The 23,763-nt window shown below is 59.1% G+C and carries 18 protein-coding genes; 5 read left to right on the forward strand and 13 right to left on the reverse strand.

The features are described from left to right. Positions 1 to 119 precede the first annotated feature (119 nt). The 3 genes from ACYZTL_RS17620 (at position 120) to ACYZTL_RS17630 (ending at position 3,180) form a co-directional block, all read left to right on the forward strand. Complete coding sequence (locus ACYZTL_RS17620; protein ID WP_461952860.1) at positions 120 to 2,243, forward strand: putative bifunctional diguanylate cyclase/phosphodiesterase; 2,124 nt, start codon at positions 120 to 122, stop codon at positions 2,241 to 2,243. A gap of 45 nt (positions 2,244 to 2,288) precedes the next feature. Beyond that, entirely contained in the window at positions 2,289 to 2,780 is a 492-nt protein-coding gene (locus ACYZTL_RS17625; RefSeq protein ID WP_461952861.1) for a M48 metallopeptidase family protein, read from the forward strand. 103 nt (positions 2,781 to 2,883) lie between these two features. Next, positions 2,884 to 3,180, forward strand: a complete 297-nt coding sequence (locus ACYZTL_RS17630; RefSeq protein ID WP_461952862.1) for a winged helix-turn-helix domain-containing protein — start codon at positions 2,884 to 2,886, stop codon at positions 3,178 to 3,180. Positions 3,181 to 3,303: 123 nt separating this feature from the next. Here ACYZTL_RS17630 and ACYZTL_RS17635 read toward each other — a convergent pair whose 3' ends face one another. Further along, positions 3,304 to 3,756, reverse strand: a complete 453-nt coding sequence (locus ACYZTL_RS17635) for a GNAT family N-acetyltransferase (RefSeq protein ID WP_461952863.1) — start codon at positions 3,754 to 3,756, stop codon at positions 3,304 to 3,306. Between the two features lie 253 nt (positions 3,757 to 4,009). Here ACYZTL_RS17635 and ACYZTL_RS17640 point away from each other — a divergent pair, with 253 nt between their 5' ends. After that, positions 4,010 to 4,747, forward strand: coding sequence for a substrate-binding periplasmic protein (locus ACYZTL_RS17640; protein WP_461952864.1), 738 nt, complete (start codon positions 4,010 to 4,012; stop codon positions 4,745 to 4,747). Between the two features lie 184 nt (positions 4,748 to 4,931). On the opposite strand, the gene yccS is transcribed toward ACYZTL_RS17640, so the two are convergent. The 12 genes from yccS to betI form a co-directional block, all read right to left on the reverse strand. Further along, a complete protein-coding gene (yccS, locus tag ACYZTL_RS17645; protein ID WP_461952865.1) occupies positions 4,932 to 7,115 on the reverse strand; it encodes a YccS family putative transporter in 2,184 nt (727 codons plus the stop codon). Positions 7,116 to 7,402: 287 nt separating this feature from the next. Further along, complete coding sequence (locus ACYZTL_RS17650) at positions 7,403 to 8,581, reverse strand: BaiN/RdsA family NAD(P)/FAD-dependent oxidoreductase (RefSeq protein ID WP_461952866.1); 1,179 nt, start codon at positions 8,579 to 8,581, stop codon at positions 7,403 to 7,405. A 131-nt stretch (positions 8,582 to 8,712) separates the two neighbouring features. After that, positions 8,713 to 10,050, reverse strand: a complete 1,338-nt coding sequence (gene dbpA, locus ACYZTL_RS17655; RefSeq protein WP_461954328.1) for an ATP-dependent RNA helicase DbpA — start codon at positions 10,048 to 10,050, stop codon at positions 8,713 to 8,715. A gap of 105 nt (positions 10,051 to 10,155) precedes the next feature. Then, entirely contained in the window at positions 10,156 to 11,583 is a 1,428-nt protein-coding gene (gene mdtD / locus ACYZTL_RS17660; RefSeq protein WP_461952867.1) for a multidrug transporter subunit MdtD, read from the reverse strand. A 194-nt stretch (positions 11,584 to 11,777) separates the two neighbouring features. Then, positions 11,778 to 13,115 (reverse strand): TldD/PmbA family protein, encoded by a 1,338-nt coding sequence (locus tag ACYZTL_RS17665; RefSeq protein ID WP_461952868.1) that lies wholly within the window; start codon positions 13,113 to 13,115, stop codon positions 11,778 to 11,780. Continuing rightward, positions 13,115 to 14,557: a TldD/PmbA family protein gene (locus tag ACYZTL_RS17670; protein WP_461952869.1), complete on the reverse strand. Its 1,443-nt coding sequence runs from the start codon at positions 14,555 to 14,557 to the stop codon at positions 13,115 to 13,117. The genes ACYZTL_RS17665 and ACYZTL_RS17670 overlap by 1 nt, the downstream gene beginning before the upstream one ends. Before the next feature lie 232 nt (positions 14,558 to 14,789). Next, positions 14,790 to 15,134, reverse strand: coding sequence for an AzlD domain-containing protein (locus ACYZTL_RS17675; protein WP_461952870.1), 345 nt, complete (start codon positions 15,132 to 15,134; stop codon positions 14,790 to 14,792). Then, on the reverse strand, positions 15,131 to 15,856 hold the full coding sequence (locus tag ACYZTL_RS17680; RefSeq protein WP_461952871.1) for an AzlC family ABC transporter permease: 726 nt from the start codon (positions 15,854 to 15,856) through the stop codon (positions 15,131 to 15,133). Before ACYZTL_RS17680 ends, ACYZTL_RS17675 begins: the two co-directional genes overlap by 4 nt. Continuing rightward, on the reverse strand, positions 15,856 to 16,857 hold the full coding sequence (locus ACYZTL_RS17685; protein ID WP_461952872.1) for a hypothetical protein: 1,002 nt from the start codon (positions 16,855 to 16,857) through the stop codon (positions 15,856 to 15,858). The genes ACYZTL_RS17680 and ACYZTL_RS17685 overlap by 1 nt, the downstream gene beginning before the upstream one ends. Before the next feature lie 232 nt (positions 16,858 to 17,089). Beyond that, positions 17,090 to 18,793, reverse strand: coding sequence for a choline dehydrogenase (betA, locus tag ACYZTL_RS17690; RefSeq protein ID WP_461952873.1), 1,704 nt, complete (start codon positions 18,791 to 18,793; stop codon positions 17,090 to 17,092). Between the two features lie 218 nt (positions 18,794 to 19,011). Then, positions 19,012 to 20,484 carry a betaine-aldehyde dehydrogenase gene (gene betB / locus ACYZTL_RS17695; RefSeq protein ID WP_461952874.1) on the reverse strand — a complete coding sequence of 491 codons (1,473 nt, stop codon included), beginning with the start codon at positions 20,482 to 20,484 and terminating at the stop codon, positions 19,012 to 19,014. Positions 20,485 to 20,591: 107 nt separating this feature from the next. Beyond that, positions 20,592 to 21,185 carry a transcriptional regulator BetI gene (betI, locus tag ACYZTL_RS17700; protein WP_461952875.1) on the reverse strand — a complete coding sequence of 198 codons (594 nt, stop codon included), beginning with the start codon at positions 21,183 to 21,185 and terminating at the stop codon, positions 20,592 to 20,594. 378 nt (positions 21,186 to 21,563) lie between these two features. Here betI and ACYZTL_RS17705 point away from each other — a divergent pair, with 378 nt between their 5' ends. Continuing rightward, entirely contained in the window at positions 21,564 to 23,513 is a 1,950-nt protein-coding gene (locus ACYZTL_RS17705; protein WP_461954329.1) for a BCCT family transporter, read from the forward strand. Positions 23,514 to 23,763 lie beyond the last annotated feature (250 nt).

Consider the following 23,763-nt stretch of genomic DNA (forward strand, 5'->3'; position numbering starts at 1 on the left):
AATGTACTCATTAGTTAAATGATGGCGTACTGATATCTAATCCCGGTCTAGAGTGAAGGCTTGTTATTTGTTCGGTTTTCACGAGAAACCGGCCTGACGCCCCCATCAAGAGAAGCAGCATGGAATGCGCGCAACCCACGCCAACCGAAGGCAGCTCAACCCTATTAATCGTTGATGATTACCCTGAAAACCTGATCAGCATGCGCGCATTGCTGCAGTGCCAGGATTGGCGGGTCATGACGGCTGCGTCCGGTGTTGAAGCCCTGAGTCTTCTGCTCGAACACGATATCGACCTGGTGCTGCTGGATGTGCAGATGCCGGGTATGGACGGTTTTGAAGTCGCGCGCCTGATGCGGGGTAGCCAGCGCACCCGCCTCACGCCGATCATTTTCCTGACCGCCAATGAACAGTCCCAGGACGCCGTGATCAAGGGCTACGCCAGCGGTGCGGTGGATTACCTGTTCAAGCCGTTCGATCCGCAAATTCTCAAGCCCAAAGTCCAGGCATTGCTCGAGCATCAGCGCAATCGCCGGGCGTTGCAGCGCCTGAGCCACGATCTGGAGGTCGCGCGCGCCTTTAATGCCTCGGTGCTGGACAACGCCGCCGAAGGCATCCTGGTGGTCGGCGAGGACGGTTTGATTCGCTTTGCCAACCCGGCGATGTCGCGGCTGCTCAGTGCCACAGTGCAAGACTTGCAGGGCAAGGAATTTCTGGATTACCTGCAAAAGCCGCATATCCCGGTCTGGGCCGATTCCGAGTTGCTCGCCGGTTACAAGCGCGGCGAAACCTTGCGCCTGCATGACGCGTTGCTGCGTACGGCCCCGGGCCAGCAGGTGCCTGTGGCGCTGTCTTGCGCGCCACTGCCTACCGAACAACATGCAATGGTGGTGACGGTGCTGGACATGTCGGTGGTGCGCCACCTGCATCAGCAACTGGAATTCCAGGCGGTGACCGACCCGTTGACCGGGCTGCTCAATCGCCGGGGCTTTTATCAGACGGTGGAAAACCTGCTGCTGCGCGGCGAGCGCTCCGACAGTGCGTGGGTGTTGATGTACCTCGACCTCGACGGTTTCAAACGGGTCAACGACTCCCTCGGCCACGATGCCGGCGACCGGGTGTTGCGGTGGGTCTCCGAACAGTTGAAGGCGTGCTTGCGACCGTTCGACATTCTGGCGCGCATGGGCGGCGATGAGTTCACGGCGCTGCTCGACCTGGAGTTCCCCGAGCAAGCGGCAAAGATTGCCGAGAAGCTCATCGAGCGGGTGTCGATCTGTCAGCAGATCGATGGTCTGGATATCGCGCTGGGCGCCAGCATCGGCATTGCTACGTACCCGGACTGCGGTGCGAATCTCGATGGTTTGCTGCAGGCCTCGGACATCGCCATGTACGAGGCCAAGCGTGCCGGCCGTCAGCAGTATCGCTTCTATGACCATGAAATGAATGGCCGGGCGCGCTCACGGCTGATGCTCGAAGAAAGTGTGCGCACCGCCATTGAAAACCGTGATTTCAATCTGGTGTACCAGCCGCAGGTGGCCATCGACGGTGGGCAGGTTCGCGGGTTCGAAGCGCTGTTGCGCTGGCAGCACCCGAGTGTCGGCGACGTACCGCCCGGGCTGTTTTTACCGTTGCTGGAAGAAGCGCGGTTGATCAGCCGACTGAGCAGCTGGATTTACCACCAGGGCGCCGGGCAACGCAAAGCCTGGGAAACCCTGTTTGCCGAAGACCTGGTGCTGGGCGTCAGTTTGAGCGGCACGCAGTTCGGCATGCCCAACCTGGCCACCGAGTTGCGTCAGGTGCTGGAGCGTCATGGCTTGCAGGCGCGTCATCTGGAAGTCGAGGTCACTGAAGAAGCCTTGATGCACAACCCCGAGGAAACCCGCAAACAGCTGCGTCTGCTGCACAACCTGGGCGTGCGCGTGGCGCTGGATGACTTCGGTTCCGGGCCGTGCTCGCTGTCCCATTTGCGCGACCTGGAGCTGGACACGCTCAAGTTCGACCGCCATGTGATCTCCCGGTTACCTGAATCCTCACGGGACGCTGCGCTGGTGCGCAATGTGATCGACCTGTGCAAACAATACGGAATGCTGGTGATTGCCGAAGGGGTGGAAACCGTCGCGCAATATGAGTGGCTGCAAGCCAATGGTTGCGAGTACGCGCAAGGTTTCCTGATTGCGCACCCGATGGAGGCCGAAGAAGTTCCAACCTTTGTGCAGCCGTTCGACTGGAGCGCGCTGACGGACTGAATTCGCTACACTGGCGACCTTTTCATCATTGATGTTGCCGCCCCGATGATTGCCTTGAAATTCCTCCAGGCCTATCCCGCTGCATTGCAGGACCAGGTGCGCCGGCTGATCACCGAAGGTCGGCTGGGCGATTACCTGAGCCAGCGTTACCCGCAAAAGCACGACGTGCAGAGCGACAAGGCGTTGTACACCTATGCGCTGGACCTGAAACAGGAATACCTGCGCAACGCCCCGGCCATCGACAAGGTGTTGTTCGACAACCGTCTGGACCTGACCCACCGCGCCCTCGGCCTGCACACCACGATCTCTCGGGTGCAGGGCGGCAAGCTCAAGGCCAAGAAAGAAATCCGGGTGGCTTCGTTGTTCAAGGAAGCCCCCGCCGAATTTCTGAAAATGATCGTGGTGCACGAGCTGGCGCACTTCAAGGAGTCGGATCACAACAAGGCGTTCTACAAGCTGTGCGAACACATGTTGCCGGGGTATCACCAGGTCGAGTTCGATTTGCGGGTGTACCTGACGTGGCGGGAAATGCAATAAAAGATCGCAGCCTGCGGCAGCTCCTACGGGGTGTACGCCATCCAATGTAGGAGCTGCCGAAGGCTGCGATCTTTTGATCTTCTAATTAATACGGAATGCCTCGATGGACGTGAGCAAGACCAAGAGCAGCTTCTATCGCCGCTTGTACGTGGCGTACCTGATCGACAGCGGGCTGGCCATCAGCGTCCCGGCACTGACCGATGTGACCGGCATGCCCCGGCGCACGGCGCAGGACACCATTGCGGCGTTGGCGGATCTGGACATCGTTTGCGAGTTCGAGCAGCAAGAGGGCGCGCGCAATCACGCTGGGCGTTATCGGATTCGCGAGTGGGGAGCGATTGATCGGGGGTGGATCGAGCGTAATCTGCGGCAGATTAAAGCGGTGTTGGAGTATCCCTGAGATTTGCAGTGCCAGTAATGGCCCCTTCGCGGGCAAGCCCGCTCCCACAGGTTCCGAGTTGGATTGCGTTCTTGTGATCCAACATCGACCACTGTGGGAGCGGGCTTGCTCGCGAAAGGGCCCTTAAGAGCGACGCATCCCGATATGCGGAATGCCATCCTCCAGGTATTCCTCACCCGCCACGACAAACCCGTACCGCCCGTAATACCCCTGCAAATGCGCCTGCGCCGACAGATAAACCGGCACATCAGGCCAGCGCTTTTCCGCCTGCTTCAACGCCTGGGCAATCAGTTCATGACCCAACCCTTTGCCGCGATAATCCGGCGCGGTAATCACCCGCCCGATCACCACATCACCGCCCTGTAATTCAGGATCGAGCAACCGCAGGTACGCCACCAGTCGATCCCCGTCCCAGGCCATCAGATGGCAGGTGTCACCTTCCAGATCCTGGCCATCAACGTCTTGATACACGCATTTCTGCTCCACAACGAACACCTCTGCGCGCAGCTGCAGAACGGCGTACAGCTGCTCCTTGCCCAGATCGCTGTGGTGTTTGCAGATCCAATCGATTGTCATCTTCACATTCCTTGACCCAGTCGCTCCGATACTATGCGCCCGGACGAAAGTTGTCTGTATGGCAGAGAAATCTGTGACAAAGGTCAAAATGCCATCATTCATTTCGTGCGGCGTTGTCTTCTTTGTGTAATCTAAGATGAGGCGCTGTGCAGTGGCTTCGATGAGCTAATGTCAGTACCTGGGTTTCGCCGGTACGGGGCCTTGGAGTTTTGGCTGAAAACGTCGGGCAGTCGCCCGCTAAGGATTTTCTAGCATGCCGCGATTGCATCGAGCTTTGGCTTTGATTGGATTGCTGTTGCTGACTCAGAGTGCGGCAGCGGAAAAGCTGCGGCTGGTCGCCGATTTATGGCCACCCTTTACCGACGCCACGCTGATCAACGGCGGGTTGGCCACCGATATCGTCAGCACCGCGCTGGCCCGGGCCGGTTATTCCAGCGATTTTGAACAGGTGCCTTGGGCGCGCGCGTTGCTCGGTGTAGGCGAAGGACGTTACGACGTGCTGGTGAACGCTTGGTACGCCGATGAGCGCACCAGGCTCGGCCAGTATTCCGGCGAGTACCTGCTCAACCGCGTGCGCTTTCTCAAGCGCAAGGACGCGCCGATCGAATTCAACAACTTGCAGCAACTGCACACTTACCCGATAGCGGTGGTGCGCGGTTATGCCTATTCACCAGAGTTCGATGAAGACACCTCGCTGCAGAAAGTCCCGGTGCACAGCTTCTCCATGGCCGTGCGCATGGTCGCCGCCGACCGCGTCAAAATGACCCTGGAGGATGAATACGTCGCGCGTTACTACCTGGCCCAGGAATCAGCCAAGGTGCGCAATGCCGTGGAATTCCTGCCCAAGCCGTTGAGTGAGAACAGCCTGCATATCCTGGTCAGCCTGAAAAACCCGCAGCATGAACAGATCGTGGCGGGTTTCGATCGGGAGATTGCCGGGATGAAGGCGGATGGGAGTTATGAGCGGTTGATGAAGGAGCATGGGATGTGAGATGAGGTGAGGTGGGCTGTTGTGGCGAGGGAGCTTGCTCCCGTTGGACCGGGCTGGCGCTCCAGCGCGAAGCGGTCCCATCACCAGTCAACACAGTGATCCAGATAGACCGAGTCACCAAATTTGCGGCTGCTTCGCAGCCGAGCGCGAGCAAGCTCGCTCGCCACAAGAGCTTGTGAAATTCTCAATCTTCGCTGGTGTCCTTGATGAGATGCGCCGCCAACGTCCGTAACGGCCCCAACTGCCGGCATATCAACGCCAACTGCGTCTGCACCAACCGCTGGCCTTCGTCGATTTCATCGGGCATCTGTTCCAGCGCATTGGCCAGCGCCTCTTCCTCATCGCTCTGAATCGCAATCGGCAGTTTGCTCGCCAGGCCTTGAGCGATCTCATCGATGCTCGCCGCGAGTTTCACGCCGGCACCTTCGATCAACTGTTCGCGCACCTCCGCCGGCAGCTGGGTTTCACGGTGTGCGCCCAGTCCTGACAAATAGCTGAGCAAGGTGTGCGACAACACCAGGAAGCGGAACCCGACATCCGCTTCCTTACGGAAATGCCCGGGCTCCATCAGCATGTTGGCCAGCGTCGTCGACAGCGCCGCATCGGCATTGTGCGCGTTGCGCCGCGCCAGGCGATAAGCCAGGTCATCGCTCTTGCCCGCGGCGTATTGCTGCATGATCTGGTGCAGGTAAATGCTGTTGCAGGTCAGGGTGTTTGCCAGCACTTTGTTCAAGCGTCGGCCCTGCCAGTCGGGCAGGAACAGGAACACCGCGAGCCCGGCGATCAGGCTACCCAGCAAGGTGTCCAACAGTCGCGGCAGGAACAATCCGTAACCATCCCCGACCTGATTGAAGCAGAACAGCACCATCAAAGTGATCGCCGCCGTCGCCAGGGTGTAGCGCGTAGTGCGGTTGGTGAAGAACACCACCCCGGCGGCAATCGCGAAGCACGACTGGATCAGCGGGTTCGGGAACAGGTCGAACAGCGCCCAGGCCAGGGTCAGGCCGATGGCGGTGCCGATGATCCGCTGACCGAGCTTGCGGCGTGTGGCGCCGTAGTTCGGTTGGCAGACGAAGAGCGTGGTGAGGATGATCCAGTAACCCTGCGACGGGTGAATCAGATGCACCATGCCGTAGCCGATGCTCAACGCCAGAGGTAAACGCAGGGCGTGGCGGAACAGCAGCGAGGTCGGCGTTAGCTGCGTGCGCAAGCGAATCCACACATCCTTGAGGCTGCGTGGCGAGCGGTCGAGCAGACTGCTGTCAGTGGCGTCGGCGAGGGCGTCGGGGTTGCTCGCGTCGCTGAGTAATCGATCAAGCGTGCCGAGGTTAGCTGCCAGTGCGCGCAAGGATCGCAGCAGTCCGCGCCAGGCCGGGTTGCTTTGGGTGCGCAGGTGCTCGAGGGAGGCGTGCAGGTCGCTGAGGGCTTCGGCGAAACTGGCGTCATAGATGAACGGCTGGCGCATCTGGATCGATTCCGCCAGCGCCCGGCAAGCCTTGCCCTGCTGGCGCAGCAGGCGCTGACAGCGGAACAGCACGTCGCTGTGGAAGAACGCATCGGCCAGGGCGTTATACGGATAGTGCGAGGAACTGGCGCGCTCGTGGATGTCCTGGGCGAGGAAGTAGAGTTTCAGGTAACGGCTGACTTTCGACCCCGGTCGACCGTTGCCGACCCGGTGCAGAATGATTTCTTTGGCGGCGTTCAGTGCCGCGACGACCCGGCCGTTCTGCTGGGCCAGTTCCAGCCGACGCGCCTCCACGTCCATCTGCCGGATCGGCTCGAACAGCGACGATTTCAGCTTCAGGTAAAAGCCCAGTTCGCGGAACAACCGCGCCAGGCTCTGCTGCACCGGCTGATTGGAAAACATCGCCTGCCACAACACCGAGAGCAAGCCGTACCACGCTGCACCGGCCACCAGCAACACCGGTTCGTGCCAGAAATCGGTCACCGCGCCGCCGCGCTGGTCCACGCCGATCATGGTGTAGACCGACAGAATCAACGTCGCCGAGGCAATCGCGCCATAGCGTTCGCCCAAGGCGCCGAGCATGGTCAGGCAGAAGGCGGCGAGGGCGAAGGCGATGATGAAAAAGAGGGGATAAGGGAACAGCAGTTCGACCGACAGCGCGGCGACCAGGAAACACACCAGCGTCACGGCCAACGCATTGAGACGGCCCTGCCAACTGTCGTCGGTCTCGGCCAGGGCGCTGGCGATGATCCCCAGGAACAGCGGGATCAGCAGCCCCATTTCATCCTGATACCAACACAGCGCCATGCTGCCGGTCAGGGCGATGAACACCCGCACGCTGTAACTGAATTTATCCAGCGCCCAGAGGCGACGCAGAGACTGACGAAAAGGGGTCGATGGCATGAAGTGCGAAGGCCTTCCGAGGCAATGACGCTAAATTGAGCCAGTAATGACGCCGATGCAATGGCGCCGATCACATCTGACAGCAAAATCTGTTCCTTGCTGGGTGAAGATGTCAGGACTGCATTGAACCTGTGGTGAGGGGATTTATCCCCGTTCGGCTGCGAAGCAGTCGTAAATCTGCGAGCGAGGTCTGCCTGACGTAACGCGTTTTCCGATCTGGGGCCGCTTCGCAGCCCGACGGGGATAAATCTCCTCGCCACAAAAGCCCCATCCCATATTGATGCGGGTCAGGCGTACTGCGCAGCCGCGTAACCGGAAGCCCACGCCCACTGGAAATTGAAACCACCCAGGTGTCCGGTGACATCAAGCACTTCGCCGACGAAATACAAACCAGGGCTTTTCAGTGATTCCATGGTCTTGGACGACACCTCGTTGGTATCGACGCCACCCAGTGTCACTTCGGCCGTGCGATAACCTTCGGTGCCGGCCGGCACGACTTTCCAGCTCGCCAGTTTCTCGGCGATGTCGGCAATTTCCGCGTGGGTGTACTGCTTCATCGGTTTGGAGACGAACCAGTTGTCCGCCAGCAGGTTGGCCATCTTCTTGGTGAAGATTTCCCCCAGCAGGGTTTTCAGTTCACTGTTCGGGCGTTCGGCTTGCTGCTGTTGCAACCAGCTCGGCACGTCGTGGTCCGGCATCAGGTTGATCTCTACCGTGTCGCCGGATTCCCAGAACGAAGAAATCTGCAAAATCGCCGGGCCACTGAGACCACGGTGAGTGAACAGGATGTTCTCGCGGAAACTCTGGTCGTTGCAGCTGACCAGGCAATCCACCGACGTACCGGACAACTCGGTGCAAAGCTCCTTGAGCTGATCGGTGATGGTGAATGGCACAAGCCCGGCGCGGGTCGGCAGCAAGTCGTGGCCGAACTGTTTAGCGACCTGATAGCCGAAACCGGTGGCGCCCAAGGTCGGAATCGACAGGCCCCCCGTGGCGATCACCAACGATTCGCAGGTGATCTGGCCCAGCGTGGTGTCCAGCAAGTAACCGCTTTCAAGCTTCTCGATGGTCTGGATCGAGGTGTCCAGGTGCAGGCTGACGCCGACCTGATCGCACTCGTTGAGCAGCATCTCGAGGATGTCGCTGGATTTGTTATCGCAGAACAGCTGGCCGAGTTTTTTCTCGTGGTACGGCACGCCGTGTTTGGCGACCATCCCGATGAAATCCCACTGGGTGTAGCGCGCCAGTGCAGATTTGCAGAAGTGTTCGTTCTGCGAAAGGAAATTGCCAGGTTCGGTGTACATGTTGGTGAAATTGCAGCGTCCACCGCCCGACATGAGGATTTTCTTGCCGGCCTTGTTCGCGTGGTCGAGCAACATCACCTTGCGCCCGCGCCCGGCGGCGGTCAGTGCACACATCAACCCTGCGGCGCCAGCGCCAATGATCACGACTTCGGTAGAGCGCAAAACGGTGTCCTCGGAATGGAAAACCTGTAGGAGCTGCCGAAGGCTGCGATCTTTTGACTTTGCTTTTTAGGATCAAGAGATCGCAGCCTCGTTTCACTCGGCAGCTCCTACAGGGGGGAAGTGCGCTGTTCTTACAAGATGCGAACGCGCAACGAACGGCCTTTGATCTTGCCGTCATTCAGGCGCTGCAAGGCTTGCTTGGCGATCCCGCGTTCCACGGCCACGTAGGCCTGGAAGTCGAAAATCGCGATCTTGCCGACCTGGGCGCCCGGAATGCCGGCATCACCCGTCAATGCACCCAGGATGTCGCCCGGACGAACCTTGTCTTTACGGCCCGCGCCGATGACCAGCGTGCTCATTTGCGGCAGCAACGGTCCGCCACCCTGGGACTTGAGGCTGTCCAGCTGATCCCAGCTCAACGGCGACTTCTGCAGTTGCTCGATGGCCTGGGCGCGGTGCGCTTCGGACGGGGCGACCAGGCTGATCGCAATGCCTTTCTCGCCAGCACGACCGGTACGGCCAACGCGGTGAATGTGGATTTCCGAATCACGGGCCAGTTCGACGTTGATCACCATGTCCAGTGCATCGATGTCCAGACCGCGCGCGGCGACATCGGTGGCAACCAGCACCGAAGTGCTGCGGTTGGCGAACATCGCCAGCACCTGATCGCGATCTCGCTGTTCCAGATCGCCGTGCAGGCCGACGGCGGAGATGCCTTTGGCAGTCAGGTGGTCAACGGTTTCCTGAACCTGCTGCTTGGTGAAGCAGAAGGCCACGCAGGATGCCGGACGGTGATGCGCGAGGACTTTGACCACGGCGTCCATGCGCTCTTCCGGGGAAATCTCGTAGAAGCGCTGCTCGATCTGCGTGTCGTCGTGGAACGCCTCGGCTTTCACTTGCTGCGGGTTGCGCATGAACTTCGACGCGAGCTGCTTGATGCCCACCGGATACGTGGCGGAGAACAGCAGGGTCTGGCGACGTTCCGGGCACTGGGCAATGATTTCTTCGATGGAATCGTAGAAACCCATGTCGAGCATGCGGTCGGCTTCGTCGAGAATCAGGGTGTTCAGGCCGTGGAGCACCAGCGAACCTTTGCGCAGGTGCTGCTGGATACGACCCGGGGTGCCGACGATGATGTGCGCGCCATGCTCCAGCGAACCGATCTGCGGGCCGAAGGACACGCCGCCGCACAGGGTCAGGACCTTGATGTTGTCTTCGGAACGGGCCAGCCGACGGATTTCCTTGGCAACCTGGTCAGCCAGCTCGCGCGTCGGGCAAATGACCAGCGCCTGGCAACCGAAGAAGCGCGGATTTATCGGGTTCAGCAGGCCGATACCGAAGGCGGCGGTCTTGCCGCTGCCGGTCTTGGCCTGGGCGATCAGGTCCATCCCCTTGAGGATCACCGGCAAGCTTTGCGCCTGGATCGGCGTCATCTGGGCATAACCGAGGGAGTCGAGGTTAGCCAGCATGGCGGCGGACAGCGGCAAAGTGTTAAAAGCGGTGGCGATGGTGGTCACGGGACTGGCCTGCAAAACAAAATGTCGCGCAGTGTACCAGCCCAGTGGCCATTCGCCCTAAGGCTCTATGTGCTCTTCCGGACGTTTGACGCGCCGTCCGTCTTCCTTTGAAAGCTGCGAGAAGATCGTCGCGGCCAGCATCGCCATGATGCCGACGGTCACAAAGGTCAGTTGGAACGCGCCCAGCACCGTGTCCACGCCGTCGTTGCCGACTTCTGCCGTGAACCCGCCAAGCAGGGCGCCGGCGCAGGCAACGCCGAGACTCAAGGACAATTGCGCGACTACCGACAGCAGGCTGTTGCCGCTGCTGGCGCTGGCGTCGTCGAGGTCAATCAGGGTCACGGTGTTCATCGCGGTGAACTGCAACGAGTTGATCGCGCCGAGGATCGCCAGCATGCCCAGCAGCAACCAGTACGGCGTCTGCTCGCTGACCAGGCCCATGCTCGCCAGCATCAGCCCCAGCGCCAACGTGTTGCCGGTCAGCACGAGGCGATAGCCCAGGCGTTCGATCAGCGGCCGCGCCACGGACTTGGCAACCATCGCCGCCGCCGCCAGCGGCAGCATGCTCATCCCGGCCTGAGAGGGCGAGTAACCCAGCGCCACTTGCAGCAACAACGGCACAAGGAACGGCAACGCGCCGCTGCCCAGACGGGCGAACAAGTTGCCGAGAATGCCCACGGCAAATGTCCGGGTCTTGAACAGCGACGGCGCGAACAGCGGATTTTCGATGTGTCCGGCCCGCAACCAGTACGCCGCCAGACACGCCATGCCGCCGAACAGCAGCAACATCACGCGCAAGTGCGGAAGGTGCAGTTCGCCAAGGCCTTCCATGGCGATTGTGATCAGCACCATCGCCGCGCCAAACAGCAAAAAGCCGAGGCTGTCGAAACGCGTGCGCTCAGTGCCGCGCAGGTCGGGGATGAATTTCCACACCGCGTAGCAACCGACGGCGCCGACCGGCAGGTTGATCAGGAAGATCCAGTGCCAGGTCAGGTATTCGACCATCCAGCCACCCATGGTCGGGCCGATCAACGGGCCGAGCAGGCCGGGAATGGTGATGAAACCCATGATCCGCACCAGTTCCGAGCGTGGGTAAGCGCGCAGCACCACAAGCCGCCCGACCGGCAGCATCAACGCACCGCCCAGGCCCTGAATCACCCGGGCACCGATCAGCATGCTCAGGCTGCTGGAGAGGGCGCAGAGCAATGAGCCGAAGCTGAACAACAGGATCGCGCCGAAGAAGATTTTCTTGGTGCCAAAGCGATCGGCGATCCAGCCCGAGGCGGGGATCAGCAAGGCGACGGTGAGCATGTAGGCAATGATCACGCCCTGCATGCGCAGCGGATCTTCCGCCAGATCGCGGGCCATGGCCGGCAGGGCGGTGTTGAGGATGGTCCCGTCGAGGGACTGCATGAAGAAGGCAATGGCGACGACCCACGGCACCCAGCGAGCGGTGACAGCGTCGAGAGGCGGGCGGTTAGGCATGGGACCTCTTGCGGGATGGAGTTAATGCAAGGTCATGGCTGGCTAATCTCTGTGGCGAGGGAGCTTGCTCCCGCTGGGCCGCGAAGCGGCCCCAAAATCAGTAAATACGGTTCATCAGACAAACCGCGTTTACCGGGTTTACGACTGCTTCGCAGCCGAACGGGAGCAAGCTCCCTCGCCACAGGGTTTTGTGTTTACAACGTAAGAGTTAGTCGGGTGATCAGCGCGCCCGGCAACAACGCCGAAGCCGTCGCTCGCTGACTGTAAGTGCTCGCCGACAGCAACAACTCGCGCTCTTCGGTCAACGCCTCCAGCTGTGAACCCAGCAAGCTGTAAGCACTGTCATCAAAGCGCATGGTGCTGACCGGCGCCTGTATCTCGCCGTTCTCGACCCAGAAGGTCGCAAACCGCGTCATGCCCGTCATGCGTGCCATCGGTTGGTCCGAGTAGTTCAGGTACCAAAGGTTGCTGATGTACAAACCCGTGCCCAGTTGCTTGAGGATCTCTGCATCCGGCAGTGTGCCGGGCGCCATGTTCAGCGCTGTCGGCGATTCACCACCGCTGGCGCCGTTGGCCGTCAGGCCGTATTCGGCGGCACTGCGTGAGCCGACCAGTTGCGCGTCGGCCTTGCCTTCGACGATCAGTTTCAGATCACTGCGCGGATAACCTTCGCCGGAAAACGCCGGGCTCAACGAACCACTGACTTTTTCATCGAGGGACACCAGCGGGCTGAGCGAATGGTCGCCCGCATAGAGTTTCTGCAACGGACTGCTTTTGCTGGCCACCGACTGCGCTGAAAAGCCGCCCCAGGACAACATGCCCATGATTTCTTCCAGCGCTGCCGGCGCCAGGTAAGCGCGGTACTGACCCGGTGCCAGCGTACGCAATGGCCGACCCAGGAATTCAAGTTGCTCACGAGCCTGCTGGAAGCGTCGGGCAAACCCTTCGCTGTTCCAGTCGTGCCCCGCGTAACTGGCTTTCACCGCCTGCCCGTTGTCATGAAACAGGCTGAAGTCGAAGTTGAAGCTGTTGGCCTGATGCCAGCCGAACGCGCCCGAGGAACTGGCGAAACCGCGACTGATCGGGCCGGCCGCATAAAAGCCCACCAGGTCCAGACCCTCGGCAGCCTGAGTGATTTCGGCGACCACCTGCTCGGTGTCCGGCAGCGGATGCTCTTGCACGTTCTTGCTCTGCCAGCCGTTGTGATTGAGCAGCAGGTACGGATCCTGCGGCAGCAGTGGCAAGGTTTCGCGCAACTGTTGCAGCCCTTCGGCCAGGCGCTGGGTGTCGACTTGCGCATCGCCCGACAGCGTGATGTCGAGGTCGGCATGTCGGCCCTCGTTGATCAGTTTGAAACCGACACTTGCTTGCTGAACCTGACCGGCCTGACGCACCTTGGCGTGGTTGAACCGCACGAAGGCTGACGATTCGGCAGCGTAGCTGAGGGTGAATTGCTCCGGTTCACGAATCGCATCGCGCAGCCAGTTGACCAAGGCCTTGAACCCATCGGCCTGATTGTTTGACGTACTCATCAGGCGTCTCCCCCAAACACATCCACATTGCTGAATACACAGGCCGGCGACGCATGGCCGACACGGATAACCTGATTCGGCTCGCCCTTGCCGCAGTTCGGTGTGCCAAGGACCTTGAAGGTGCTGGCGTCGCCGACGGCGCTGAGGCTTTTCCAGAACTGTGCGGAAATCGCCCGGTAGTTCGGGTTTTTCACCACACCTTTGAGCTCGCCGTTTTCAATCAATTGAGCCCATTCGCAACCGAACTGGAATTTGTTGCGCGCATCGTCGATCGACCAGGAACGGTTGGTGCTCATCAGAATGCCGTGCTCGATGTTGCCGATCAGTTGCTCAAGCGGCTGATCGCCGGGCTCGATATTGAGGTTGGCCATGCGGTCGATCGGCGGGCGATTCCAGCCGCAGGCGCGGCTGTTGGCGACGCCGTCCATGCCGGCACGGAATTGCGACAGCGCACCGCCCAATGGACGCAGCAGCAAACCTTTCTTGATCAGAAACTGCTTGCTGGCAGCGCTGCCGTCGTCGTCATGGCCGTAGCTGGCGAGCTGCTCGGGGATGTCCGGGTCGAAGGTCACGTTGAGCAGTTTCGAACCGTATTGCAGATGGCCGAAGTCTTCTGCCTTGACGAAACTGGTGCCGGCGTAATTGCGCTCATCACCGAGGATGCGGTCCAGTTCCAGCGGGTGACCGATGGATTCGTGGATTTGCAGCATCATCTGGTCGGGCATCAACAGCAGGTCGCGTGGGCCTTGCGGGGTGTTGGGTGCCAGCAGCAATTGCAGCGCCTGATCGGCGACTTTCGGGCCTGCGCCCACCAGGCCGCAGCGACTGATGACATCGAAGCCGCCCTGTTGGCCAAAGTTTTCGCGGCCGAGGGTGCGGGTCTGGCTGTCGCTGCCGTCGTAGGCGGTGACTTCCAGGCTCGGGTAGACAAAACGCTGGGCCTGGCGCAGTTCAGCGCCGGCGCTGCTGAGGTAGATCTGTTCGACGTTGGTGATGCCGATGCTCACCTGCCAGTTCACCAGGCGCTCGTCCTTGGGCACGGCGGCAGATTCGGCGCCGAGCAGTTGGTAGCAATCGCTCAGGGACGGGAAGGGCTGGTCGAAGTTCGGCGAGAAATAATCGGCGCGGTCACTGGAAACAGCTTGCTCGCGCAGGTCGAGCAGGGCGTGGGGCTTGAGCTGGCGGGCTTGTTGCTCGGCTTTTTCCAGCGCGGCTTGCAGGCCGGATTGCGACAGGTCGTTGGTCGCGGCGTAGGCTTCAACGCCGTTGACCCGAACGGTCAGCATCGCGCCTTCGTCACGGCTCAGGCTCGGAGGTTCGGCGACGTTCTTGCGCACCGACAGGTACTGGCCGGACTCGCGCACATAACGCAGCGAAAAGAATTCAGCGCCCGTGCGCAAGGCAGCGAAGCGCTGCTTGAGCTGGGGGTGGAAATCGAACATTCGGGAACCTCCTTGGTCTGGAGTGGCGATGTAGCGGTGTTGCGAAGGGGGGGTGAAACGTTTGCGTGGCGCTAGATTAGGCTTGGGCGGGGGGGGAGTTCAAGGGTGGGGCGTGTTGGAAAGGAATACGCTGCGCAGAGGGTATGTGATGCGTTGGTTGATGATTGAAGTTCGCGAACCTGCCATTGCGGCTTGCTCGCGATCAATCCCTCTCTCAGGCAAAGAGCTGCATTCAACCGTTCAGATAGACGAACGCTGCCACGTAAATGAATAGGCTTGCAAAGAAAGCAGGCAGGATTTTCTTTGTTTTGGCGACCGCGATGAAGGTTCCCACGAGCAAGGCCAACTTCAGCGCATCCAGCATTTGAAATTGCTGTATCAGTGTTAGCGCATCCATCTTGTTGAACGCGGTGTCGTAAATGATGACCCCCAACATGGCTTGCGCGCTGTAGCTGATAAACCGATAAAAGGAACCTTGGGTTTGTGTGAGTGCAGTGCTGTTTTTGAAGGCAAAAGGCAGGGCACGAAATGCAAAGGCGGTAAGGGCGGAAAATGCGATAAGAAGCCAGATTGTCATGAAGCTGCACTGCCTCGTTCTTTGTAGTTGTTTTCAATCAGCACGATCAATCCACCGATTACAAAAGGCGTGCAGAGCAAACTGTATTCCTTGAATAGATAAACCAGAATTGGCGCACCGAAAAAGCCCAGCCAGTAACTCGATACTTCCGCGTAATGCGGCCAGTGTTTGCCGGCCAAGGCGGTGAATTGAAGCGGTAACAGCAATGTCATGGCTGCAAAGATAACCGGTGACGTCAGTTCTGCGCCGGCGATGAAGCCGATATAGGTGCAGATTATTGATACACCCAATATCGGAAGACCAAGGCCGATCAAGTAAGTGAAGGGGTGGTCGGTTCGCCGCTTGAATCGAGTGACGCACCCGGTGAATATCGACGGCGTGATCAGAATAAACGAGGCCATGATTGTCATGGTCGAAGTGCTTCTAATGTACGGTGCAAGTGTTGCGGAGAGCAGTACGAAGCGAGCATTGAGTGCCACGATGATGGGGATCAATATCCATCCGTCGTTATAGTTTTGTATTAGCAGAAACTGCAGTGGTGTGGAAAATATTAGCAGGGTCGTTGCAAGGGCCTGGCTCAAGGATAAAGATTGCGTGGCGCTTAAAATACCAATCGATAAGTAAAGAAATATGAACGCGACGCCAAACGTGATTGCGTCGCGTGCCCCCTCCTTAAATACACTAGCAGCTGAAGATCGAACGAGTGCGTCTGCGGCAGCCATCAACAGGCCTCCCAAGTGCAAGCTGTTTCATCCAGCGGGAAATATTGCTTTCTCGGACCTTTGCTTCGGAACAATAGCCGAGGCGTAGTAGTGAACGTCGAGTTGTTCGCTTGTTGGCGAACTTCATCGGCGTCGATATTCAACATCGGACGTGCATGCAGGACCTTGTGGTTGGCTACGATCAGGAACGTTCCGGTTTCAGCGGTTGAGACATGATTTTTCGCGCTGGGCAGGCCGGCCCGGATTTTGTCCAGCACATGCTGGCCTCCATTTATTGCTCGCATCCGTTCGCCGTTCTGCGAATCAATTCGGAAATCCAGCGAAAAGTGAAAGCCGTAGATGTCGGAAAACTCAACCACGTGTCGGACACGCTCTTTTAAGCCGTTGACGTTTTTACCGGAAATGAACGCGGCTTGCATGGTCAGTAATTCGCGTGTCTCTTCATCATTCAATGCACAGAGTAAATCGCTTGGGAAATAGTAGGCGGTAGGGGTTTTTGTTATGTCGCGGCAAACGGTCAGGGCCAAATAATCAACATTCAGATTTTCATATAAATCATCGGAGTGCGGTGTGATATCGCCATGCCCGTTGCCCCATTCCCGATATTTTTCTGCAGAGGGTTTTAGATACAACGCTTTGTGTTCTTCGTATTCATATTTTATGTCAGTGAGGTGAAACAGGTCGGCCAAAGCTTCGTGCACCGTCAAAGCCAGTTTTGGCGAGTCCAGGCTGAATATATTTTTTATACAAACGGCGGCGGTTCCATTTTTCAAACCTACTTTGTCAAAGTGGACGGTGTCTTCGGTGTCTTCGGTGTGCAGGTAAGTTATAAAAAGGTTGATCAATTGTGATTTTAAGGTGTGCGTCGCTTGGTTGTTGTTTTTCTTCCACCAGGACTCAATGACGCCACTCAAATAGCCGAAGTCCAAAGTAACAGTTTTTTCTTTGGATATTTTTTCTCGAAAGAAACTCACGTCAATGGTTCGGTCGATGTCATGCAAGATCTTTGATTTCCATAAATTGTTGGCAGCCAACTCAATCGGCGGCGCGGATAGTAATGGAAGTTTTTAAGTGTGGGTGAATGCAAGTGTTACCAGTTTTGTTGAAGGCTGATATTAGGTTTTTAGTTACTTGGTGTGATGAGTGTTGGTTGAGGCATTAACTTGTGCTAGGCGAAAAAAAACCGCCAGCCTTGAGAGGTTGACGGTTTTTTTGAAACAAGTGCGCTAACTGTTACTGAGCGGTAGGGCTCACATCCCGCAACGGCTTGCCACGCACCGGCGCATCTCCCGCTACGAAGTAATCCGCTGTGCTACGCGGCAACGGCTGACGACCACGAATCTTGTCGGCGATTTTCTCGGCGATCATGATCGTTGGCGCGTTCAGGTTGCCGGTGGTGATGATCGGCATGATCGAGGCATCGACCACGCGCAGGGCCTGCATGCCATGCACGCGACCTTCGGCATCGACCACGGCCATTTCGTCGGTGCCCATCTTGCACGAGCAGGACGGGTGGAAGGCGGTTTCGGCGTGTTCGCGGATGAACTTGTCGAGTTGCTCGTCGGTTTGCACGTCGATGCCCGGGCTGATTTCGCGGCCGCGGAAAGCGTCCAGTGCCGGTTGCTGCATGATTTCACGGGTCAGGCGGATGCCGTCGCGGAATTCCTGCCAGTCTTGCTCGGTGGCCATGTAGTTGAACAGGATGCTCGGGTACTCGCGCGGATCCTTCGACTTGGCCTGGATGCGGCCACGGCTCGGCGAACGCATGGAACCCATGTGCGCCTGGAAGCCGTGCTCTTTCACACCGTTGCTGCCGTTGTAGTTAATCGCCACCGGCAGGAAGTGGTACTGGATGTTCGGCCAATCGAATTCCGGACGGGTACGAATGAAACCGCCGGCTTCGAACTGGTTGCTGGCGCCGATGCCGGTGCCGTTGAACAGCCATTCGGCACCGATGGCCGGCTGGTTGTGCCAGATCAGCGACGGGTACAGCGAGACCGGTTGGGTGCAGGCGTATTGCAGGTACAACTCAAGGTGGTCCTGCAGGTTTTCGCCGACGCCTGGCAGGTCGTGGACCACCGGGATCTCGAGCTTGTTCAGCAGTTCGGCCGGGCCGACACCGGAGCGTTGCAGAATCTGCGGCGAAGCGATGGCGCCGGAGCACAGCAACACTTCTTTGCGGGCGCGGACTTCGACGCGCTCTTCAGCGGCGCCGATCAGGTAACGCACGCCGACTGCACGCTTGCCTTCGAACAGGATCTTGTCGGTCAGCGCGTGAGTGACGATGGTCAGGGTCGAGCGCTTCTTGGCGACGTCCAGGTAACCGCGCGCGGTGCTGGAGCGACGGCCCTTCGGCGTCACGGTGCGGTCCATCGGGCCGAAGCCTTCTTGCTGGTAACCGTTCAAGTCTTCAGTGCGCGGGTAACCGGCTTGCACGCCGGCTTCAACCATCGCGCTGAACAGCGGGTTATTGCCGGCTTTTGGCGTGGTCACGCTGACCGGACCGTCGCCACCGTGGTAGTCGTTCGGGCCGATATCACGGGTTTCAGCTTTGCGGAAATACGGCAGGCAGTTCAGGTAGTCCCAGTCTTCAAGGCCTGGCAGCTTGGCCCAGTTGTCGTAGTCCATGGCGTTGCCGCGGATGTAGCACATGCCGTTGATCAGCGAAGAACCACCCAGGCCCTTGCCGCGACCGCATTCCATCCGGCGACCGTCCATGTATGGCTCCGGATCGGTTTCGTAGGCCCAGTTGTAGCGACGGCCTTGCAGCGGGAACGCCAAAGCGGCCGGCATTTGCGTGCGGAAATCCATACGGTAATCCGGGCCGCCCGCTTCGAGCAGCAGGACGGTGACGCCTGCGTCTTCAGTCAGACGGGTCGCCAGGGTGTTACCGGCCGAGCCGGCACCGATGATGATGTAATCGAATTCTTGGGACATTGAATGCACCCTCTTTGAAGTTGGTTCAGGTCGCGGTCGCCGAGCTACCACTTACTTGTGGCGAAGGAGCTTGCTCCCGCTCGGCTGCGCAGCAGTCGCAAAATCAGCGACCGTGTTCTGTCTGAATGAATGCAGTGCCTGGATTGGGGCCGCTTCGCAGCCCAGCGGGAGCAAGCTCCCTCGCCACAAAAGGCCCCAGCCTCAGGTTCCGCGTCAGATCAGAAAACCGAGGCGTAATCGCCCAGTTCGACCTGTACCGATTTGATGCGTGTGAAGTTGTTCAGCGAGCTGATCCCGTTCTCGCGGCCAACACCCGACTGCTTGTAGCCGCCGACCGGCATCTTGGCGTCGGACTCGCCCCAGGCGTTGATCCAGCAGATACCGGCTTCCAGTTGATGAATCACGCGGTGAGCGCGGTTCAGGTCCTTGGTGACGACGCCAGCGGCCAGGCCGAAGTCGGTGTCGTTGGCGCGACGGATCACTTCTTCTTCGGTTTCGTAGGTGAGGATCGCCATGACCGGGCCGAAGATTTCTTCGCGCACGATGGTCATGTCGTCGGTGCAATCGGTGAACACGGTCGGTGCGACGAACGCGCCTTTGGCGAATTCGCCTTCGGTCAGACGGCTACCGCCACACAGCACGCGAGCGCCTTCTTCCTTACCTTTGGCGATGTAACCCAGCACGCTTTCCATGTGGGCAAAGCTGACCAGCGGGCCGAAGTTGGTGTTTTCGTCTTCCGGGTTGCCGATGCGGATGCGCGCAACGCGCTCAGCGATCTTGGCTTCGAAAGCGGCTTTCAGGTGGCTCGGTACGAACACGCGAGTGCCGTTGGTGCAGACCTGACCAGAGCTATAGAAGTTAGCCATCATCGCGGTGTCGGCGGCGCGATCGAGGTCGGCATCGTCGAAAATGATCAGCGGAGACTTGCCGCCCAGTTCCATGGTCACGTCTTTCAGCGAAGACGCGGAAGCGCTGGCCATGACCTTCTTGCCGGTGTCGGTGCCGCCGGTGAAGGAGATTTTTTCGATGCGTGGGTGCTCGGTCAGCCAGGTGCCGACTTCACGGCCACTGCCGGTCAACACGTTGAACACGCCCGCCGGCAAACCAGCTTCGGTGTAGATCTCGGCCAGTTTCAGCGTGGTCAGGGAAGTGACTTCACTTGGCTTGAAGATCATCGCGTTACCGGCCGCCAGGGCAGGTGCGGATTTCCACAGGGCGATCTGGATCGGGTAGTTCCACGCGCCGATACCGGCCACGACGCCCAGCGGCTCGCGACGGGTGTAGACGAAAGAAGTGGTGCGCAGCGGAATCTGCTCGCCTTCGATGGCCGGGACCAGGCCTGCGTAGTATTCCAGTACGTCAGCGCCGGTGACGATGTCGACGTAACGGGTTTCGGAGTACGACTTGCCGGTGTCCAGTGTTTCCAGGGCGGCCAGTTCATCGTTGCGCTCGCGCAGGATGTCGACGGCACGACGCAGGATGCGCGAACGCTCCATGGCGGTCATCGCGGCCCAGATTTTCTGGCCCTTTTCGGCGCTGACGACGGCGCGCTCAACGTCTTCCTTGGTTGCACGCTGTACCTTTGCGAGGACTTCGCCGTTAGCCGGGTTGATGGCTTCGAAAGTGGCGTCGCTGCTGGCGTCACTGTAGCCGCCATCGATGTAGAGTTTTTGCAGTTCGAAACGGGCCATAAAGTCCTCGCAAGTGCATAAGTGGTTGGCGTTAACCACCGGGCGTGCCGTGGAGCAGTTGGCATCGCCATCGGTAGCGTTCAGGGGTTGAGCGTTTTATGTGTGCTCTAACTCACCTGCTTGGCCAGTTGGAAATCCATGTATTCGTAAGCGATCCGGTGCGCCTGCTCGGTGTCGAAAGCATCTCCCGACAGCGCGCCGCGCAACCACAAACCGTCAATGAGGGCTGCCAGGCCCCGGGCTGCACTGCGCGCATCATCGCGCGGCAATACACGGCGGAACTGGCAGCACAGGTTGGAATACAGACGGTGATCGTTGATCCGCTGCAACCTGTGCAAAGACGGGTGGTGCATGCTGGTGGCCCAAAAGGCCAGCCAGGTTTTCATTGCCGGGCCATTGACCTGGCTGGCGTCGAAGTTGCCTTCGATAATCACCTGCAGATGCGCCCGCGGGCTGTCATCTGTCAGCGCCTGACGGCGCGCGGTGACGTTCTCGCTGAGGACTCTCATCAGATACTGCGCCGTGGCAGCGATCAGGCCGTTCTTGTCCTGAAAATAGTGACTGATGATGCCATTCGAGACACCGGCCAAACGGGCGATCAGCGCAATGCTGGCATCCCCCATCCCGACCTGATCGACGGCCTGCAATGTGGCTTCGATCAATTGCTGGCGGCGGATGGGTTGCATACCGACCTTGGGCATCTTGCACATCTCCTTAGGCCTTCCGGCAGACGCAAAACGTCTATCGGACTGAGGGCCAGTCTATTTTGTTTTGATTGAACGTTCAATCAACAAAGAATAAGATCTGCGACAAATCGTCGCTGCTTACAGATTTTTCCTACGTGTAAATGGCGATAAACCGACATCCGAAACGGCTCGAAACCTATACGCGACAGCGTCTTCAGGCTTCGGGCTTTTTTCGGGGTGTCTTTATATCACCCGCCGGTCGGCTGCCAACTAACCGATTGGTCGGGTATCGCGTTGCCTTGTGTTCTTCTCTCGCACTGCCGGAGCATCTGTGCCATGAGTTCTGCCTCTCTAATAAAGACCCCGCCCGAGAAGGTGACGGTCAACGGTTGGGTGTTCTACACCTCTACCGCGCTGATTCTGTTGTTGACCGCCATTCTGATCATCGCCCCGCAAGAGGCCGGCAGAATGCTCGGAGTGGCTCAGGCCTGGTTGTCCCGCAGCTTCGGCTGGTACTACATGGTGGTGATCGCCGCTTACCTGGTTTTCGTGATCGGCCTGGCATTTTCGTCCTACGGCAAGCTCAAACTGGGCAGCAAGGACGACACCCCGGACTTCAGTTATGGCGCCTGGGCGGGGATGCTGTTCTCCTCGGGTATCGGCATCTCGCTGTTGTACTTCGGTGCTTCCGAGCCGCTGGACCACTACTTCAACCCGCCGGAAGGCGTTTCGGCCAGCAACATGGCCGCGCGTCAGGCGGTGCAGTTGACCTTCCTGCACTGGGGCCTGCATGGCTGGGCGATCTACGCACTGGTCGGCCTGGCCGTGGCGTACTTTGCCTACCGCCACAATCAGCCGCTGGCGTTGCGTTCGGCGCTGTATCCGCTGGTCGGTGAGCGTTGGGTCAAAGGCGCGGCCGGTCATGCGGTGGACGGCTTCGGCATGTTCGTGACCCTGTTGGGGCTGGTGACGAACCTGGGGATTGGTTCGCTGCAAGTGTCGTCGGGCCTTGAAAACCTGTTCGGCATGGAACACAGCAACACCAACCTGCTGATCGTGATCATCGTGATGAGCACCGTGGCGACCATCGCGGCCGTGTCCGGCGTGGAAAACGGCATTCGTCGTCTGTCCAACCTGAACATCGTGCTGTTCAGCGGTCTGCTGATTTTCGTGCTGCTGTTCGGCCCGACCCTGCATTTGCTCAATGGCTTCGTGCAGAACGTCGGCGACTACCTGAACGGCGTGGTGCTGAAGACCTTCGACCTCTATGTGTATGAAGGCGACAGTGAGAAGTCCGACCGCTGGTTGGGCCTGTGGACCCTGTTCTACTGGGCCTGGTGGATTTCCTGGGCGCCATTCGTAGGCATGTTCATCGCGCGTATTTCCCGTGGTCGTACCGTGCGTGAACTGGTGGCCGGCGTGCTGCTGATCCCGCTGGGTTTCACCCTGGCGTGGCTGTCGATCTTCGGTAACTCGGCCCTGGACCTGGTGATGAACCATGGGGCGGTGGAGCTTGGGAAGACGGCGCTGGAACAGCCGTCCATGGCGATTTACCAGTTGCTTGAGCATTATCCGGCGTCGAAAGTGGTGATCGGCGTGTCGATCTTCGTTGGTTTCGTGCTGTTCCTGACCCCGGCGGACTCTGGCGCGGTGATGATGGCCAACCTTTCGTGCAAGGGCGGCAACGTCGACGAAGATGCGCCACACTGGTTGCGGATCTTCTGGTCCGTCGTGATCACGCTGGTGACCATCGGCCTGCTGTTCGCCGGTAACTTCGAAGCCATGCAAACCATGGTGGTGCTCGCCGGTCTGCCGTTCTCGGTGGTGCTGGTGGTCTTCATGTTCGGCTTGCACAAGGCCATGCGCCAGGACGTGCAGATCGAACAGGAGCAAGCGGAACTGGCTGCACGCGGGCGTCGTGGTTTCAGCGAGCGTCTGACCCAACTGGACCTGCAACCGAACCAGTCGATCGTTCAGCGTTTCATGGACAAGCAAGTCAGCCCGGCGCTGGAAGAGGCCGTGGTGCAATTGCGTGGTAAAGGTCTGGACGTGCAAACGTTGCTGGGCAAAGCCAAGCGTTGCATGGGCCTGCGGATCGAGATGGAAGAGGGCAACCCTTTTGTCTATGAAGTGAGCCTGGATGGTTATCTGGCTGCGGCGAGCGACACGGTGTCGGCTGAAAGTGCTGATGAGCCGCGCGCACGCTACTACCGCGCCGAGGTGTATCTGCACAACGGCAGCCAGGATTATGACCTGATGGGCTTCAGTCAGGATCAGATCACCCGTGACGTGCTCGATCAGTTTGAAAGCCATCGGCAGCTCCTTGGCCGGGTCTATAGCTAAAACTTGAGGTCATGCGGTGCAGCGAATGCACCGCAGCTCTAATTGTGGTGAGGGGATTTCTGTGGCGAGGGGATTTATCCCCGTTCGGCTGCGTAGCAGTCGTAAAACCGGCCAGCGCAATCTCCCGAAATACCGCAGTGTCTGGTTTTGGGGCCGCTTCGCTGCCCAACGGGGATAAATCCCCTCGCCACAGAACTCCCCTCACCACTGCGGTCTGTGTTCACTGTCAAATATCTGCACTAACAAAAAC

The sequence above is a fragment of the Pseudomonas sp. LB3P81 genome (assembly GCF_054897965.1).